The organism is Blastococcus capsensis (assembly GCF_030165005.1).
In the GTDB taxonomy this organism is placed as follows: Bacteria; Actinomycetota; Actinomycetes; order Mycobacteriales; family Geodermatophilaceae; genus Blastococcus; species Blastococcus capsensis.
In genome coordinates this window covers 163,750-180,099 of record NZ_JASNNW010000007.1, presented here as the reverse complement: position 1 = coordinate 180,099, position 16,350 = coordinate 163,750, and the positions used below count along the sequence as shown (strand labels likewise).

20 protein-coding genes are annotated in these 16,350 nt (G+C 72.9%); 9 read left to right on the top strand and 11 right to left on the bottom strand.

Annotation, left to right across the window (positions count from 1 at the left end; all coding sequences use genetic code 11):
• Positions 1 to 4: 4 nt before the first annotated feature.
• From QOZ86_RS08420 to QOZ86_RS08410, 3 genes are read right to left on the bottom strand one after another with little or no spacing between them, the layout of a single operon-like run.
• Positions 5 to 1,600, bottom strand: coding sequence for a tripartite tricarboxylate transporter permease (locus QOZ86_RS08420; RefSeq protein WP_284491509.1), 1,596 nt, complete (start codon positions 1,598 to 1,600; stop codon positions 5 to 7).
• Entirely contained in the window at positions 1,600 to 2,112 is a 513-nt protein-coding gene (locus tag QOZ86_RS08415) for a tripartite tricarboxylate transporter TctB family protein (RefSeq protein ID WP_284491508.1), read from the bottom strand. The genes QOZ86_RS08420 and QOZ86_RS08415 overlap by 1 nt, the downstream gene beginning before the upstream one ends.
• On the bottom strand, positions 2,109 to 3,113 hold the full coding sequence (locus QOZ86_RS08410; protein ID WP_284491507.1) for a Bug family tripartite tricarboxylate transporter substrate binding protein: 1,005 nt from the start codon (positions 3,111 to 3,113) through the stop codon (positions 2,109 to 2,111). Before QOZ86_RS08410 ends, QOZ86_RS08415 begins: the two co-directional genes overlap by 4 nt.
• A 180-nt stretch (positions 3,114 to 3,293) precedes the next feature.
• Between QOZ86_RS08410 and QOZ86_RS08405 the strand changes: the two genes are divergently transcribed.
• From QOZ86_RS08405 to QOZ86_RS08395, 3 genes are all read left to right on the top strand, one after another.
• The gene (locus tag QOZ86_RS08405; RefSeq protein ID WP_284491506.1) at positions 3,294 to 4,919 is read left to right on the top strand and encodes a sensor histidine kinase; all 1,626 of its coding nucleotides are present in this window, start codon (positions 3,294 to 3,296) and stop codon (positions 4,917 to 4,919) included.
• On the top strand, positions 4,916 to 5,602 hold the full coding sequence (locus QOZ86_RS08400; RefSeq protein WP_284491505.1) for a response regulator: 687 nt from the start codon (positions 4,916 to 4,918) through the stop codon (positions 5,600 to 5,602). Before QOZ86_RS08405 ends, QOZ86_RS08400 begins: the two co-directional genes overlap by 4 nt.
• Before the next feature lie 80 nt (positions 5,603 to 5,682).
• Positions 5,683 to 6,075: a universal stress protein gene (locus tag QOZ86_RS08395; RefSeq protein ID WP_284491504.1), complete on the top strand. Its 393-nt coding sequence runs from the start codon at positions 5,683 to 5,685 to the stop codon at positions 6,073 to 6,075.
• Positions 6,076 to 6,085: 10 nt separating this feature from the next.
• Here QOZ86_RS08395 and QOZ86_RS08390 read toward each other — a convergent pair whose 3' ends face one another.
• Positions 6,086 to 6,802 (bottom strand): GntR family transcriptional regulator, encoded by a 717-nt coding sequence (locus tag QOZ86_RS08390; protein WP_284491503.1) that lies wholly within the window; start codon positions 6,800 to 6,802, stop codon positions 6,086 to 6,088.
• On the bottom strand, positions 6,799 to 7,866 hold the full coding sequence (locus tag QOZ86_RS08385; RefSeq protein WP_284491502.1) for an Ldh family oxidoreductase: 1,068 nt from the start codon (positions 7,864 to 7,866) through the stop codon (positions 6,799 to 6,801). Before QOZ86_RS08385 ends, QOZ86_RS08390 begins: the two co-directional genes overlap by 4 nt.
• A gap of 49 nt (positions 7,867 to 7,915) precedes the next feature.
• On the opposite strand from QOZ86_RS08385, the gene QOZ86_RS08380 reads away from it, so the two are divergent.
• The 4 genes from QOZ86_RS08380 to QOZ86_RS08365 are packed head-to-tail and all read left to right on the top strand — an operon-like array spanning position 7,916 to position 10,057.
• Positions 7,916 to 8,227, top strand: a complete 312-nt coding sequence (locus tag QOZ86_RS08380) for a putative quinol monooxygenase (protein WP_284491501.1) — start codon at positions 7,916 to 7,918, stop codon at positions 8,225 to 8,227.
• Positions 8,224 to 8,667, top strand: a complete 444-nt coding sequence (locus QOZ86_RS08375; RefSeq protein ID WP_284491500.1) for a cupin domain-containing protein — start codon at positions 8,224 to 8,226, stop codon at positions 8,665 to 8,667. The genes QOZ86_RS08380 and QOZ86_RS08375 overlap by 4 nt, the downstream gene beginning before the upstream one ends.
• The gene (locus tag QOZ86_RS08370; protein WP_284491499.1) at positions 8,664 to 8,957 is read left to right on the top strand and encodes a hypothetical protein; all 294 of its coding nucleotides are present in this window, start codon (positions 8,664 to 8,666) and stop codon (positions 8,955 to 8,957) included. Before QOZ86_RS08375 ends, QOZ86_RS08370 begins: the two co-directional genes overlap by 4 nt.
• Positions 8,958 to 8,974: 17 nt before the next feature.
• The gene (locus QOZ86_RS08365; RefSeq protein ID WP_284491498.1) at positions 8,975 to 10,057 is read left to right on the top strand and encodes an isocitrate/isopropylmalate dehydrogenase family protein; all 1,083 of its coding nucleotides are present in this window, start codon (positions 8,975 to 8,977) and stop codon (positions 10,055 to 10,057) included.
• 11 nt (positions 10,058 to 10,068) lie between these two features.
• Here QOZ86_RS08365 and QOZ86_RS08360 read toward each other — a convergent pair whose 3' ends face one another.
• Together QOZ86_RS08360 and QOZ86_RS08355 are read right to left on the bottom strand one after the other, a co-directional pair.
• Entirely contained in the window at positions 10,069 to 11,247 is a 1,179-nt protein-coding gene (locus QOZ86_RS08360) for an MFS transporter (protein WP_284491497.1), read from the bottom strand.
• Positions 11,244 to 11,948, bottom strand: a complete 705-nt coding sequence (locus QOZ86_RS08355) for a GntR family transcriptional regulator (protein WP_284491496.1) — start codon at positions 11,946 to 11,948, stop codon at positions 11,244 to 11,246. The genes QOZ86_RS08360 and QOZ86_RS08355 overlap by 4 nt, the downstream gene beginning before the upstream one ends.
• A gap of 72 nt (positions 11,949 to 12,020) precedes the next feature.
• Between QOZ86_RS08355 and rraA the strand changes: the two genes are divergently transcribed.
• Complete coding sequence (rraA, locus tag QOZ86_RS08350; protein ID WP_284491495.1) at positions 12,021 to 12,509, top strand: ribonuclease E activity regulator RraA; 489 nt, start codon at positions 12,021 to 12,023, stop codon at positions 12,507 to 12,509.
• 11 nt (positions 12,510 to 12,520) lie between these two features.
• On the opposite strand, the gene QOZ86_RS08345 is transcribed toward rraA, so the two are convergent.
• Positions 12,521 to 12,754, bottom strand: a complete 234-nt coding sequence (locus QOZ86_RS08345; protein ID WP_284491494.1) for a hypothetical protein — start codon at positions 12,752 to 12,754, stop codon at positions 12,521 to 12,523.
• 17 nt (positions 12,755 to 12,771) lie between these two features.
• On the opposite strand from QOZ86_RS08345, the gene QOZ86_RS08340 reads away from it, so the two are divergent.
• A complete protein-coding gene (locus tag QOZ86_RS08340; RefSeq protein WP_284491493.1) occupies positions 12,772 to 13,401 on the top strand; it encodes a hypothetical protein in 630 nt (209 codons plus the stop codon).
• A gap of 5 nt (positions 13,402 to 13,406) precedes the next feature.
• Here the strand turns inward: QOZ86_RS08340 and QOZ86_RS08335 are convergent, their stop codons facing one another.
• The 3 genes from QOZ86_RS08335 to QOZ86_RS08325 all read right to left on the bottom strand — a co-directional run bounded on the left by QOZ86_RS08335 (position 13,407) and on the right by QOZ86_RS08325 (position 16,223).
• The gene (locus tag QOZ86_RS08335) at positions 13,407 to 13,961 is read right to left on the bottom strand and encodes a dihydrofolate reductase family protein (protein ID WP_284491492.1); all 555 of its coding nucleotides are present in this window, start codon (positions 13,959 to 13,961) and stop codon (positions 13,407 to 13,409) included.
• A 63-nt stretch (positions 13,962 to 14,024) separates the two neighbouring features.
• Entirely contained in the window at positions 14,025 to 14,759 is a 735-nt protein-coding gene (locus tag QOZ86_RS08330; protein WP_284491491.1) for a FadR/GntR family transcriptional regulator, read from the bottom strand.
• Positions 14,760 to 14,882: 123 nt separating this feature from the next.
• Positions 14,883 to 16,223 (bottom strand): MFS transporter, encoded by a 1,341-nt coding sequence (locus QOZ86_RS08325; RefSeq protein ID WP_284491490.1) that lies wholly within the window; start codon positions 16,221 to 16,223, stop codon positions 14,883 to 14,885.
• Positions 16,224 to 16,350: the final 127 nt, after the last annotated feature.

Here is a 16,350-nt window from a genome sequence, read left to right as displayed (position 1 = left end):
GAGCTCAGGGCGTCCGGTCCTCGCCGCCGACGCCCCGCTCGGCCGACACGGACTCGGTCAGCCCGTGGTGGGAGTGCGACTCCTCGACCTCGTGCGCTGCCTCGGAGAGGACGGGCACCGCGGCCTTGCCGGGCAGCAGCCGGCGGACCAGCGGCCAGAGCAGGACGAGCACGACGATCACGTAGACGGTCACCGAGAGCGGGGTGACGAGCCCGCCGAGGTCCCCGTCGCTGATCTGCAGCGCGGTGCGCAGCCGCTCCTCGGCGAAGGGCCCGAGGATGACGCCGATGATCGCCGGCAGCACCGGCAGCCCGTAGCGCCGCATCATGAAGCCCAGGCCACCGATCGCCAGGAGCAGGAAGAGGTCGAACGGCGAGGCGTTGACCGCGTACGCGCCCAGGGCGGAGAAGAACAGGATCCCGGCGTAGAGGTACGAACGCGGGATCCGCAGCAGCCGTGCCCACAGCGGTGCCAGGGGGAGGTTGAGCACGAGCAGCATCGTGTTGCCGATGAAGAGGCTGGCGATCAGGCCCCACACGAGTTCGGGCTCGGTGTCGAACAGCCGCGGTCCCGGCTCGATGCCGTAGGTCTGGATGGCGACCAGCAGGATCGCGGCGGTGGCGGTCGTCGGGAGTCCGAGTGTCAGCAGGGGGACCAGGCCGCCCGCGGCCGAGGCGTTGTTGGTGGCCTCCGGTCCGGCCACGCCCTCGATGGCGCCGTGCCCGAACTCCTCGGGGTGCTTGGAGAGCTTCCGCTCGGTGACGTAGGAGAGGAAGGTGGGGATCTCCGCCCCGCCGGCCGGAACGGCGCCGAAGGGAAAGCCGATCGCGGTGCCGCGCAGCCACGGCTTCCAGGACCGCCGCCAGTCGTCGCGGCTCATGTGGCCGCTGCCGACGGGGATGATCTGGATCGGTGCCCGGCGCAGGTGCGCGGCGGTCCACAGGGCCTCGCCGACGGCGAACAGCCCGACCGCGACGATCACGATGTCGATGCCGTCGGCCAGCTCGGGGATGCCGAAGGTCAGCCGCTGCTGACCCGAGGTCGCGTCGATCCCGACCAGGCCGATCGTCAAGCCGAGTCCCAGGGCGGCGAGGCCGCGCACCCGGGAGCTGCCGAGCACGGACGTCACCGCGATGAAGGCCAGGACGATGATGGCGAAGAAGTCCGCCGGACCGATGAGGAGCGCGATCTCCGCGACGGTCGGCGCCAGCAACGCCAGCAGCAGCGTCGCGATGGTGCCGGCGACGAACGACCCGATGGCGGCGGTGGCCAGCGCCTGGGCCGCCCGCCCCCGTTTGGCCATCCGGTTGCCCTCGATGGCGGTGACCACCGACGCGCTCTCGCCGGGCGTGTTCAGCAGGATCGAGGTGGTGGACCCGCCGTACATGCCGCCGTAGTAGATGCCGGCGAACATGATCAACGCGCTGGTCACCGGCAGGGCGTAGGTCAGCGGGAGCAGCAGGGCGAGCGTCATGGCCGGCCCGATGCCGGGCAGGACCCCGATGGCGGTGCCCAGCAGCACGCCGAGGAAGGCGTACAGGAGGTTCTCGGGGGACAGGGCGGTGCCGAACCCGTTGAGCAGTTCGCCGAGCGCGCCCATCAGAGGATCCCCCGCAGCACGCCGACCGGGAGGGCGATGCCCAGCCCGAGGACGAACAGGTACCAGCTGCCGACCGACAGCACGAGCGCGATCACCACGTCCCTGACGTAGTGCCGGCTGCCGAGTGCGAAGGCGGCTCCCCAGAAGAGGATCGCGCCCGAGATCGGCCAGCCCAAGCTCTCGATGAGCAGCGCGTTGGCCGCGAACGCCGCGACCAGGAGTGCCATGGTGGCCCAGTCGCTGCGGCCGGTCAGGTCGACGTCCTCGCCGCCCTCGGGCTCGCCGCGCCCACCACGCGCGATGTCGACGGCCAGCACGACGGCGACGATCACCAGCAGGGTTCCCACGACCAGGGGCACCGCCTTGGGTCCGACCGGACCCCGGACGATCAGGCTCTCCGGCAGGAGCAGCGCCTGGACGATGACGAGGACGCCGAGCGCGCCGAGGAACAGGGCCACTCCGAACTCGGAGCGGCCCTGCTCCCTGGTGCTGCCGGGGGCGGCAGAGGTCACGCCAGCCCCAGCTCGCCGAGGATGGTCTGGACGCGCTGGCTCTCCTCGCCGAGGAACTCGCTGAACTCGTCACCGGTCAGGAAGGCGTCGGTCCAGCCGTTGGTCTCCAGCGCCTGCTGCCACTCCTCGCTGTCGTGCATCTCGGTGACGAGGTCGACGTGGCGCTGGGTCTCCTCCTCGGAGATCCCGGGGGCGGCGACGATGCCGCGCCAGTTGGTGAAGACCAGGTCGACGCCCTCGTCCGTCAACGTCGGCGCGTCCACGCCCTCGACGGGCTCCTCGCTGGTGACGGCCAGGATGCGCACATCGCCGGCGGCTGCCTGCTCGGCGACCTCGCCGATCCCGGTCGCGCCGAAGGCGATCTGGTTGCCGAGGATCGCGGCCAGCAGTTCTCCGCCACCGTCGTAGGAGACGTAGTTGACGGTGGTCGGGTCCAGGCCCACGGCGTCGGCCAGCAGCATCGGCGTCAGGTGGTCGGGGCCACCGGGGTTCGAAGCGCCGCCGACCGGGACGGCGCCCGGGTCGGCCTTCCAGGCCTCGATGAGCTGGTCCAGCGTCTGATAGGGGGAGTCGGCCGGGACGACGATCGCTTCGGACTCCTCGATCAGCCGCGCGATGGGCGTGGTGTCCTCGAGCGTCGCCTCGGACTCGTTGGTGTACGAGGCGCCGACGACGCCCAGGCCCATCTGCATCAGCAGATCGGCGTTGCCGTCCTCGTTCACGAGCCGCTGGAGGCCGACCGTGCCACCGGCGCCCTCGAGGTTGAACACCTCGATGCCGCTGGCCAGCTCGACGTCCTCCATCGTCTTGGCGACGACGCGGGCCGTGGTGTCGTACCCGCTGCCCGGGGAGTTGGGGACCAGGACCCGGAGGCCGCTGACCGGTCCGTCCTCGCCGCTGCCCGACGCCGAGCCGCCCTCGGCGGTCGTGCCGCAGCCGGTGAGCACCAGCCCGGCGGCGACCGCGCCGACGGTGAGCTTCCGCAGGGAAGCAGTGCGCATCTTGTCCTCCTGAGTCTCGGGTGGGGGGAACCACCGCGTGAGGCGAAGATGGCAACGGCCGTGGGTGGTGTCACCCTTGCGTGCGCAATGAGCTTTGTGGTCGTTGTGTCCACGCTCACGGCCTCGTGACCTGCGTGGTGGACTGCCCGCGCCCACTCCTCCGACCGTCAGGAGACACCGATGACCCGGCGGCTCTCGCTCGCCGGCCAGCTGCTGGCCCTGCAGGTGGTGATCATCTGCGTCGTGCTGGTCGGTGTCGCCGCCGTGACCGTCGCGCAGTCGACCAAGCGGGCCCAGGAGACCGAGGGACGGCGCGCCCTCGCCGTCGCCGAGACGCTGGCCAACGCCCGGATCCTCCGCGAGGCGGTGGCCGAGGGCGGGGAGGCCTACATCCGCGTGGCCGCCGAGAGCACCCGCAGCGTCTCGGGCTCGGCGTCGGTCGTGGTGGCCGATGCCGACCGGAGGGTGCTGGCCAGCGCGGACCCGGCGCAGCTGGGCACCCGCTTCCCGCTCGGGAACAGCGCCGTGCTCGAGGGCCGGGCCTGGGTGGGGGAGCGGGAGTACGAGACCAGCCCCGCCGCGATCGCGATGGTGCCGGTGCTGACCGGCCCGCAGCGGGAGGTGGCCGGTTTCGTGGCCGTCCAGCGCCGCTACCCCTCGCTGCTCGACGGCCTGGCCGCCGCGACGCCGAACCTGCTCACCTACCTCGGTGTGGCCAGCGCGATCGGCATCGGTGGGTCGCTGCTGGTGGCCCGCCGCGTCAAGCGGCAGACCCTGGGTCTGGAGCCGGCCGAGATCACCGGCCTGGTGGAGCACCGGGATGCGATGCTGCACGGCATCCGGGAGGGCGTCGTCGGCCTCGACCTGCGTGGCCGGGTCACGCTGATCAGCGACGAGGCGATCCGGTTGCTGCGCATCCCCGGCGACGCCCTCGGCCGCACGCTGGAGGACCTGGGCGTGGGCGAGGAGATGCGCCAGGTGCTGCTCTCCGGAGAGGTCGAACGGGACCGCGCGGTGGCCAGCGCCGGCCGGGTGCTGGTGGTCAACCGGCTGCCCCTCACCAGCCGCGGGCGGCGCATCGGCTCGGTCACCACCCTCCGCGACCGGACCGAGCTGCTCGAGCTGCGCCGGGAGCTCGACCTGACCCGGCACGTGACCGACACGTTGCGCGCCCAGGCCCACGAGTTCAGCAACCGGTTGCACACCATCGCCGGGTTGATCGAGCTGGGCGAGGCAGAGGAGGCGGTGCGCTTCGTCCACCGGATCAGCTCCAGCCGGTCGGAGCTCACCGGAGCCGTCACCGACGCCGTCCGCGATCCCTCCGTGGCGGCGCTGCTGATCGCCAAGGCCAGCCAGGCCGCCGAGCTCGGGGTCGAGCTGCGGATCGCCCCGGAGTCCGCGCTGCCGGTCCTCGACGGCGAGCTCAGCTCCGACGTCGCCACCGTCGTCGGGAACCTCGTGGACAACGCCCTGGACGCCGCCGCGACGTCGGCGCACCGGTGGGTGGAGGTCGCGCTCGGCTCCGTCGACGGCGACGTGGAGGTGGTCGTGCGCGACTCCGGAGCCGGGGTGCCGGCCGGGATGGAGCGGGAGGTGTTCCGCCGCGGGGTGTCCACCAAGGGCGGGACGCCGCTGCCGTCGTCGGCCGGCGACGCCGGCGGACTCCCCTCGAAGGAGCGCGGCATCGGCCTCTCCCTGGTTCACCTGGTCTGCACCCGGCGGGGCGGGGAGGTGACGGCGTCCTCGGACGGCGTCTCCACGTTCACCGCCCGGCTGCCCGTCGAGCCGGCACTGGTCAGCTCGTGATCGGCGTGCTGATCGTCGACGACGACTTCATGGTGGCCAAGGTGCACGCCGGCTTCGTCGGCGCACTGGAGGGCTTCGAGGTGGTCGGCACGGCCGCGACCGGCACCGAGGCCCTGGCGGCCGTGGACCGGCTGGCGCCGGACCTGGTGCTCCTCGACGTCTATCTCCCGGACATGACGGGGCTGGACGTGCTGAAGCGCCTGCGGGCGGGCGGCTCGTCGGTCGACGTCATGGTCATCAGCGCGGCGCGGGATGTCGACAGCATCCGCAGCGCGCTGCACGGCGGCGTCCTGCAGTACCTGGTGAAGCCGTTCGATCGCCGGGCGTTCGAGGACCGGATGCAGCACTACGCGCGGGTGCGGGCCGATCTCGACGTCCTCGACCAGGCGGGGCAGGCCGACGTCGACCGGGTGTTCGCCGCTGCCCGCGGCGCCGCCCCGGCCCCGGCGGCCACGCCCAAGGGGATCGCCCCGGAGACCCTCGAGCTGGTGCGCACGGTGCTGGGCGAGGCGGGGACCGACGGGCTCTCGGCGTCGGAGTGCAGCGAGCGGACGGGGCTGGCGCGGGTGAGCGCCCGGCGGTACCTGGAGCAGCTGGTCGCCCAGGGGCAGGCCGAAGTCCGCCAGCGGTACGGGACGGCCGGTCGGCCCGAACGCCGGTTCACGCTCCGGTCGGCGCGCTGAACCCACGCCGACGCAACGACCGAAACGACCGTTAGCTGCACAATGCTGCCGCGCCCGTCCCCATCGGCCAGGATGCCCGCATGACCATCGTCGTGGGCTACGTCCCCACCCCCGAGGGCGAGGCCGCGCTCACCGCCGGCATCCGCGAGGCGCGGCTGCGGGACGAGCCGTTGCACGTCGTCAACACCACCCGCGGCGACTCGCTGGTGGATCCCCGCTTCGCCTCGGCCGAGGCGCTGGCGACCGTCCGGGAAACGCTGGAGCAGTCCGGCATCGTGTTCGAGATCGACCAGCAGGTGGGCCACGTGCCGGCCGAGGAACTGGTCGAGGTCGCCGACCGCGTGAAGGCGAGCCTGCTGGTGATCGGCATGCGGCGCCGCACGCCCACCGGCAAGCTGATCACCGGCAGCTCGGCGCAGCGCATCCTGCTCGACGCGCACTGCCCCGTCCTGGCGGTCAAGGCCTCCTACTGACGGCCTCGCCTCAGCGCAGCACGTCGAGGCCGGCGGCGGGGGTGGAGGCGAGATTCCGGAAGATCGTCGCGACGCTGTCGGCCAGGTGATCGGCGGTCAGGGCGGCCGCGGTGTCGGCGTCCCCGCGCAGCAGCGCGTCGCAGATGGCCAGGTGCTCGACGACCGAGACGTCGACGCGCGCCGGATCGACGTGCGACAGGTTGCGCAGCCGCGCGGTGTGCGGACGCAGCTCGCCGATGGTCCGCCGCAGGTGCTCGTTGCGGGTCGCCCCGATGACCGCCCAGTCGAAGCGGTCGGCCAGCGCGTAGAAGTCCCGGGCGCGGGCCGGCGACGCGGCGCGGCGCTGGATGCGGGCGAACTCGCCACGCATCGCGGCGAACGACCGGCGGACGGCGGGGTCGCAGGCGGCGGCCTCGGTGGCCTGGCGGATCGCCGCGGGCTCGAGTAGCGCCCGGAAGTCGAACAGGTCGCGGACGCTCTGCAGCGACACCCGGGACACGCGGGCGCCCTGCCGGGGCACCAGGTCCACCAGCCCCTCGGCCGCCAGCCGGCGCAGCGCCTCGCGGACCGGTGTCCGGGAAGCCCCGGTGCGCTCGACCAGCCACAGCTCCGACAGCGGGGTGCCCGGAGCCAGCTCGCCGAGCTCGATCTCCTCCCTGAGCCGCCGGTGCACCAGCTCGGCCTTGCTGACCTCGGCCGGGGAGTCCGGTGCCGTCCCGGTGGTCATCGCGACGCTCCGGCCGGAAAGTGCACCCCGGTCTCGTCGGCCAGCGCGCGCAGCTCGGCCAGCGACTGGTCGGCCAGCAGGACGCCGCCCGCGGCGAGGTTCGCCGTCTCGGCGCGGTCCTCCACCTCCCCGGGGTAGAAGATCTCGTCGAAGCCCTGGGCGAGCGGGACGTCCTTGACCTCGTCGACGAGTTGCCGCACCCGCTGCTCGTACCCGGCGGGGTCGCCGAAGGCGGCCGGGTCGAGGGCCAGGAAGAGGTGGCCGCAGCCGCTGGGCCGGTCGGACTCGTACGGGCCGTGCACGCCCGTACCCACGGCGCTGCCGGTGAGCGCGCCCGAGAGCACGTCCATCAGGAAGCTGATCGCATAGCCCTTGTGCCCGGCCATCGGCAGGATCACGCCCAGCACGCCTTCGGCGGGATCGGTGGTCGGCGCGCCGGCGGCGGTGAGCGCCCACGTCTCCGGGATGGGCTCACCGCGGTTCTGTGCCAGGTAGATCTTCCCGCGGGCCACGGCGGTGTTCGCGATGTCGACCACCACGACCCGGCCGTCGGGGCCGGGCGCGGCGATCGACCAGGGGTTCGTGCCGATCCGCTTCTCCCGCCCGCCCCAGGGCGCCATCGCCGGGCTGGCGTTGGTGGTCAGGACGGCGACCAGCCCGTCGGCCGCGGCACGCCGGGTGAAGTACATGGCGGTGCCGAAGTGGTTGGAGTTCCGGACCCCCACGACGCCGACGCCGTGGGCACGGGCCCGCTCGCTCGCCAGCCGCCGGGCGCGGTCGGTGAGCACCTGGCCGACGCCGTCGCGCCCGTCGAGCAGCAGCAGGGGACCGGTGTCGGAGAGGACGGCGGGGTCGGTGACCGCGCGCATGGCCCGCGAACGCAGCCGGGCGGCGTACCAGGGCAGCCGGAGCAGGCCGTGCGACTGGTGGCCCCAGAGGTCGGCCTGCATGAGGCTGTCGGCGACGAGGGCGGCATCGCCGGCGGGCACGCCCAGCGACCCGAGGACGTCGGTGCCGAAGGCGCGGAGATCGTGGGCGGAGAGCCGCACCGGACTGGATGCCATGCTGTATACAGTAACGCATACACAGCCCCGGAGGATCGGAGAGCGACGGATGTTCAGCCTGCTGGTGCAGATGGAAGTGCGGCCGGATCGGCGGGAGGAGTTCCTCGCCGGGATCGCGGCCAACGCGGAGGCGTCGGTGCGCGACGAGCCGGGGTGCCTGCGCTTCGACGTCTGCTCGGTGGAGGGCGACGAGAACCGCTTCCTCCTCTACGAGCTCTACACCGACGCCGCGGCCTTCGCGGCCCACAAGGCGGCGCCGCACTTCGCGCGGTGGCGCACCGTGGCCGAGCAGGTCCTCGTCGGTCAGGCCAACACCCCCGGCCGGCTGCTGGTCACCCACGCTTGCGAGGAGTCCGCATGAGCACCGTGCCCGCAGCCCAGCCCGCCCCGCCGTCGATGGTGCTGCGGCCGGAGGAGATCGAGCGCTTCGACCGCGGCAACGGCGTCGCCACCCTGCCGTTCGTCGGGAAGTGGAACTGTGCGGACAACCGGGTCACCACCGGGATGACCGTGTTCTCGCCCGGCACCGGTATCCCGCTGCACTCGCACAACGTCGAGGAGACGGTGCTGGTGTTCGAGGGAGAGGCGACCGCGGTCGTCGGCGACGACGAGTTCGAGCTGGTGGCCGGCCAGGCCACCTGGGTCCCGGCCGGCGTCCCGCACTGCTTCCGCAACCGCGGGCAGGGCTCGATGACCATCTACTGGGTCTACGGCGGCCGCGACGTCACCCGCACCGTCACCGCCACCGGTGAGACGTTCGAGCACCTGTCCGACAGCGACCGCGGTGCGACCCCCGCGTGAGCGCCGTCGTCACCGTCGACCCGGCGACGGGTGAGCGACTCGCCGAGTACCCGGCCCTTCTCCGGCGACGACGTCGATGCGGCACTGGACCGCGCGGCCGCCGCGCAGGCCGGCTGGGCGCCGTCTTCGTCGACGCAGTCGTCGCCACCGATGTGCGATCGCCGTTCGGCGGCACCCGGGCCAGCGGCTACGGCCGGGAGCCGGCCGCCTCCGGGGTCCGGGAGTTCGTCGACGTCCGCACGTGGTGGGTCATGGAGCAGCCCGCCGCCACCGGGCCCGCGCCCGAGTAGCCGAGGAGAGAACAGCCATGTCCACGATGCGTCCCTACCGGCTGGGCGTCCTGCCCGGCGATGGCATCGGACCGGAGATCGTGCCCGCAGCCGTCCGGGCGATCGACGCCGCCCTCGCGGCCGCCGGCGCCCCGCCGGCCGAGTGGCACGACCTGCCGCTCGGGGCCGCCGCGATCGAGACGCACGGCAGCGCGCTGCCGGCGGTCACGGTCGAGACGCTGGCCGAGCTGGACGGCTGGTTGCTCGGCCCGCACGACAGCGCGGCGTACCCCGAGCCGCATCGGTCGCAGCTCAACCCCAGCGGATCGCTGCGCAAGCGCTTCGACCTCTACGCCAACATCCGTCCCGCCCGCGGCTTCGAGGGCGGGACGGCCATCGCGCCGGACACCGACCTGGTGATCGTCCGGGAGAACACCGAGGGCTTCTACGCCGACCGCAACACCGTGGCCGGGTCCGGGGAGTTCATGCCCGCCCCCGGCGTCGCGATCGCGATGGGGATCTTCACCCGCCCGAAGATCGAGCGGATCGCGCGCGCCGCCTTCGAGCTGGCCCGGCGCCGCCGGAACAAGCTCACGATCGTGCACAAGGCGAACGTGCTGCAGCTGAGCTCGGGGCTGTTCAAGCGGGTGTGCCTGGAGGTGGGCGAGGGCTACCCCGACGTGGCGGTGGACGACTTCCACATCGACGCCATGACCGTGCACCTGCTCCGGCGGGCGCGGGAGTTCGACGTCGTCGTCACGGAGAACATGTTCGGCGACATCCTCTCCGATCTGGCCGGCGAGCTCGCCGGGTCGCTCGGCATCGCGCCATCGGTCAACGCCTCCGACGACCGCGCGATGGCGCAGGCCGCCCATGGGTCCGCGCCGGACATCGCCGGGCGTGGGCTGGCCAACCCGATCGCGATGATCCTGTCCGCGGGGATGCTGCTGGACTGGCTCGGGACCCGGTTCGCCGACCGGCGGGCGATCGATGCCGCCGCGCGGATCGACGCCGGGGTGCGGGCGACGGTCCGCAGCGGCGTCAGCACCTCCGACCTCGGTGGCACCGCCTCGACCGGGGAGTTCGCCGACGCGGTCGTCGCGCGTATCGCCGGGGCCTGAGGCCGGGCCGCTCAGGAGCCGGGGCGGCCGTCCACAGCCAGCCGCCGGGCGGCGACGCCGACCACCGCGAGCGCGGCGGCGGTGGCCCAGAGGACGCCGGCCGCTCCCACCCCGACGGCGACCAGTCCGACCGTGCTCGGGATGAGCACCTGACCGAGCCGGTTGCCGGTGAGCCGCAGCGACATGGCCCGGCCGCGCAGCCCGGCGGGGGCGACCTCGGCGAGCCACGACATCGTGAGCGGTTGGCCGACGCCCAGCCCGAGACCGAGCAGCACCACGACGGCGGCCATGGCGAGCGGGGGGAGTGGTGCGGCGACGACGCCCATCGCCCCCGCCGACAGGGCCACGCTGGCGATCATCAGCCGGCGCCGCCCGACCAGGGTGACGAGTCGGCCGAGGAACAGGCGCGAGGCCATCGAGGCCACCGCGCGCAGGGTCAGCAGGAGCCCGACGAAGCCCGCTGCCAGGCCCCGGTCGGCCCCGAGGGCAGGCAGGTAGACCAGCGTGATGTCGACGGCGGCCAGCACCACACAGCTGACCAGCAGGGCGCGGAGCAGACCTGGCAGTCGCAGCAGCGTGCCCATCCCGCCCTGCTGGGGGGCGGATCCCGGCGCGGCGCGGGCAGGCATGTGGAGGAACGCGGTGCACCCCAGCAGCGCGACGCCGAGCACGGTGGCGGTCAGGAATATCGGTGCCGTCTGCGGGAGCGCGCCCGAACCGCCGATCAACGTGATCAGTGCCGGTCCGGCTGCCTGCCCGAGGGAGGCGGCGAAGGTGTAGTAGCCGAACGCGGTGTCGAACCGGCCGGGCCCGGCGGTGTTGGCGACGGCGGACTGCTGACCCACGACGGCGAGCAGATGGCCCGTGCCCAGCACGACGCTGCCGACGACGAGCCCGGCCGCGCCGCCGCGTTCGGTGGCGAAGACGGCGGCGGCGAGGGTCATGAGCACCGCGCCGACGAGCATCACCCGCCGCTCCCCGAAGCGGTCGGTGGCCTGGCCCGACGGCACGGCGAGGAGCAGCGGGACGACGGCGAAGGACGCGGTGAGCGCCCCGAGCCAGGCCGCCGGAACGTCGAGCTCGAGCGCCCGGTAGGCCGACGTGGGGCGCAGCACGAAGGTGATCACCTGGGTGAGCGCGGCGTGCAGCAGGAGCACGGCGAGCATCCGCCGCGCGGGGTCGGCGCTCACGGGCTGGGGTGGTCGGTGCCGGCACCGCCGTCGGCCAGCCGATCGGCCGATCGGGCCCCGAGGCTGCTCGCCACGTGCCGGCGCATCAGCTCCGCCGCGGCCACCGCGTCCTGATCACGGACGGCCTCGAACAGCAGTCGGTGCTCGGTCGCCCGGGCATCGCGCTCGGCCTGGCTGCGCCCGGTCTCGAGCCCGTGCCGCCGGTAACGGTCGCTCTTGACCCAGAGGCCGTCCAGCGTCTGCACCAGCAGGGCGTTGTGGGAGGCCTGGTGGATGGCCGCGTGGAACCGGTGGTGGCTCTCCAGCTGGGCGGTGGAGGGGCGGGTGGGCAGTGCCTCCAGGCCGGCGAGGGCGGCCGCGATCTCGGCGAGGTCGGCGTCGGTCCGGCGCTGCGTGGCGAGGGACGCCGCCAGCGGGTCGAGGGCACCCCGCACCTCCAGCAGATCGCGGGCCTCGGTGGCATCCAGCGGGCGTACTCGGGCGTCCCGGTGCGCATCGAGCTCGACCAGGCCTTCCTGCTTGAGCCGGCAGAGCGCCTCGCGCAGAGGAGTGGTGCTCATGCCGATGGTCCGGGCGAGTGCGACCTGCGGCAGCACGGCGCCCGGGATGAGATCTCCGGAGAGGATGAGTTCGCGGATGCGGGCGTAGGCGAGGTCGCCCTTCGTCATGAAGGGGAGGTCCTCGCCAGCTCCTCTGGCCATGAACTCCTCCTCTGGTGACGGCGACTGTTATAGGTTATAACGAGAGCCTGTCGCCTCCGAGAGCGAGTTGCCGTGCCTGTTCCCGCCACCACCGACCTCTGCGACGCCCACCCCTCGGCCCAGGTCTGCGAGCCGGTTCTTCAGTCGTTCGGCGGCCGGTCGGCCTTCGCCGGCCCGATCACGACGCTGAAAGTGTTCGAGGACAACACGTTGGTGCGCGAGGCGGTCGGCAGGCCGGGGGAGGGTCGGGTGCTGGTGGTGGACGGCGGAGGATCGCGCCGGTGCTCGCTGTTGGGCGGGAACCTCGGGGTCGCCGCCGCGACCAACGGCTGGGCAGGGGTGGTCGTGCACGGCTGCGTCCGGGACGTCGCCGAACTCGCCGCGCAGCCGATCGGCGTGCGGGCGCTCGCTGCGTTCCCGCGCAAGAGCGAGCTCGGTCTGCACTCGGGCCAGACCGGGCTGCCGGTCCTCTTCGCCGGGGTCCTCTTCCGCGAGGGAGAGTGGCTGTGCGCCGACGAGGACGGCATCGTGGTCCTGCCGGGCGCTCCGTCGGCCGGCTGAGCCGCCCGCGGTCAGCTGCGGCGCAGCACGCGGGCGAGGCGGTGCTTCCGGCCGGCGGTCAGCTCGGCTCCCGGAACGGGGTCCGGCTCCGCGACGGCGGCGAGGGCCGCGTGCCGTTCGTGCAGGCGACTGCGGACGTCGTCGGGCGAGTACGCACGGCGCTGCCGCTCATTGCGGGCCAGCACGGTGCCGGTCGCGGCGACGCCGGCGAGCCCGGCCAGTCCCAGGAGCTTCCAGAGGCGCACGTCCGTAACGTAGCGCCGTGCCCCCGCTGACCCTCGACGAGGCGGTCGACCTCACCCGCACCGGCGACGTGTGGGTCTTCCGCGGCGCCTCGGTCGCCGACCGGGCCATCCAGACCCTCACCAACGCCCCGGTCAACCACGTCGGCATGGCCGTGGTGCTGGAGGACCTGCCTCCGCTGCTGTGGCACGCCGAGCTCGGCCGGTCGCTGCCCGACGTGTGGGCCGGCCGGCACCAGCGCGGCGTCCAGCTGCACGACCTGCGCGACGCCGTGCTGACCTGGCGGCAGAAGTACGGCCAGCGGGCGTGGCTCCGCCAGCTCGTCGGCCCCGCGGACGACGGTGGCGTTTCCCCGGAGATGGAGAACGCCGTCCTCCGCACGATCGCCCGCATGGACGGCCGGCCCTTCCCGACCACCCGGCACCTGGCCGGCGGGTGGGTCAACGGCCGGCTGCGCCGGGGGACCACCACCGAGGCGGTGTACTGCGCCGAGCTGGTGGCCGCCACGTACACAGCGATGGGCCTGCTCAGCGGCGACCGGCCGCGCAACTGGTACGACCCGGGCAGCTTCTGGTCCGGCGACGACCTCGAGCTCCAGCAGGGCGCCGCCCTCGGGCCGGAGATCCCGGTCGACGCCCCGGCGGCCTGAGGGCGCTACCGCCGCACCCGGTAGGTGCTCTGCACCATCCCGCCGGCGAAGCTGCGCGTGCCGACGTGCTCGAGCGGCACGTCGGCGGCCAGCTCGCCGAACGGCGTCAACCCGGTGCCGATCAGCACCGGGACCCGTGACAGCGTCAGGTCCGAGACCAGGCCGGCCGCGAGGAACGCGTGCACCGTCCGGCCGCCGTCGACGTACACCCGCCGGTACCCGGCCGCGTCCAGCGCTGCCACCGTCTCCCCCAACGACCGGTGCACGGTGATCCGCGGATCGACGTCGGCCGGCAGCGAGGTGCTCAGCACGTGCACCGGCTTCCCCTGGTAGGGCCAGTCGGCGAACGGCGCGATGAACTCGTAGGTGGCGCGGCCCATGACCAGGGCGTCGACGCCGGAGAGGAACTCGGCGAATCCGAAGTCGCCGCCGGCGCCGTCGTCCGGTGCACCGCCGGCCTCGCCGCCGCCGGTGCGCCAGGAGAGATCGCCGTCGAGGCGGGCGATGAACCCGTCGACGCTCATGCCGAGGAAGACCGAACCGGTGAAGGAGACGTCCATGCCGGGCACCGTGCCGCACGGGTACGACAGCGCGGCCTGCTGCCCCTGGGCGGGGCGGGCCGCTCAGCGCTGCTGGTAGGCCAGCAGGTGCTCGCGCAGGTAGGTGAGGTGCTCGATCATCGCTTCCTCGCCGGCTGCGGGATCCCGGTCGGCGAGCGCGCGCACGATCCGCTGGTGCTGGCGCACGGTGGTCCGGCCCACCTCGGGGGAGAGGTCGAGGTAGTGCACCGGCTCGGTCTCGAGGTGCAGCGCGCTCACGAACGAGGCCAGCACCCGGTTGCCGGAGGCCCGGGCGATCGCCCCGTGGAATTGCTCGTCCAGGGCCGGCACCCGGGGATCCTCCACCGAGATCGACTTCTGCAGGGCCACGATGTCCCGCAGTTCCTGCAGGTCCTCCTCGGTGCGGTGGACGGCCGCCAGGCGCACGGCCGGCACCTCGAGGTGCTGCCGGACCAGCGCGACCTCCTCGAACTCGATCGTGCCGAGCGCGAGCAGGTGGTGCACGGAGTCGACGAGCGCGCTGCGCAGCGCGGAGTGGTCGACGTTGCGGACGAAGCTGCCGCCCCCGGCCCCGGGGGTCTTGGTGATCAGGCTCTGCGTGGACAGGGACCGCAGGGCCTCGCGCACGGTCGTGCGGCTGACCGCGAACTGCCGGGCCAGTTCGACCTCGCCCGGCAGCCGGTCGCCCGGACGCACCGAGCCGGAGAGAATGGCCGCCTTGATCTGGTCCTCGACCTGCTGGCGGGGCCGCAGCACCTTCTTGCCGATGCTGCCGTGCACCGACACGGATTCCGCCACTGCGTCCCCTCGTCTGCCAGGGCCCGCCCCGGCCGGGGCGCCCGGCGGGGGCTCGGGGTGGGTTCCGGGTTTGTCTTCCATGTGGCCACCCGTCTGCGGAGGGCTCCGTCGCGTCGGTGACCGTCAGTGCTCGAGTGCCGGCTCCTTCGTCGCCGCGGCGAAGTCGACGTCCTTGGTCTCCGGACCCATCGCCGCCCCGACCGTGATGAACGCGCAGCCGATCACCAGCAGCGGCAGCACCGTCCACTCGAAGGGCATGAAGGCGGACAGGCCGGACTGGTAGAAGGCGTAGAAGGAGGGGATGACCACCGCCAGGCTGTAGCCGAGCCCGAAGCCGGTCGCCCGGACCCCGGTCTGGAAGCGCTCGTTGATGTAGACGGTCGTGAGGCCCCACACCGAGACCACGAGCACGGCGATGACCGTGACCATGATCATGACCACGAACAGGTTCTGCGGCTTCGTCGCCAGGTAGAGGGCGTAGACCGCGGTGCCGCCGATGCCGGCGATCCCGCCCCACACCATCAGGAACGGCCGGCGGCCGGTCCGCTGGCTGATGACGGCGCAGACGACGTACATGACGGCCACCACGAGGTACGCCACGATGAGGGTCACGCTGATCTGGGTCGGGGTGAGGTTGCTCTGGGTGCCCAGCAGGCCGGGCAGGATGGCGGTGACGGTGTTCAAGGAGAGCCAGAAGCCGGTCATGAGGACGAAGACCTGGATGAAGCTCTTGCGGTTCTGGCCGGTGAACAGATCCTTCACCGGGGTCCCGCCGCCGCCGCTGCCCTCGAACAGCTCCGACTCCCGGACGCTCTTCAGGTAGTACGCGACGAAGGCCAGGGCCATGGCGCCACCGATGAAGAACGGGATGCGCCATCCCCACTGCACGTACGGCGAGTCGAGGTCGCCGGCCGGGGCGATCTGCAGCATGACGAACGTGATCACGGCGACCGAGACGTAGGCGAGCGGGAAGCCGGTCATGATCAGGCCACCGTTGAGACCGCGCTTCTCCTTCGGGGAGTACTCCATCGCCAGAGGGCTGGCCGCGGTGTACTCGCCGCCGACGAAGATGCCGATGACGAAGCGCAGCAGCACGAAGACGACGACCGAGCCGATCCCCCAGGTCTGGTACCCGGGCAGCAGTCCGACGACGATCGTCAGGATGCCGAAGCCGGCGACCGCGATGACGGTGGCGTTCTTGCGCCCGTGCATGTCCGCGTAGCGGCCGAAGATGAGCGCCCCGAGGGGCCGGCCGACCAGCGTCGCGGCGAAGATCATGCCGGTGATGACGGCCGTGGTGGACGCGTCGAGATCGGGGGAGATGAAGTACCCGATCGCGGGCGCCAGGGCGATGATCGGCAGGTAGATGTCGAACATGTCCACGTAGAACCCGTAGAAGGCGCCTCGCTGGGCGTGCTTGCGATTCCGTTCGTGCTCGTCGGTGGCCTGCGCGGCTGTCGTCATGCCTCTTCCTCCGTCTCAGGGCCAGGTTCCGCGAGCGCGGATCCTGCTGTCGGGACCGGGGGACTCCCGTCGAGGTGGTGGCCGGGCCCGCCGTGGCGGGAGCCGGCGGAGTCGCCGGGAGGAGCCC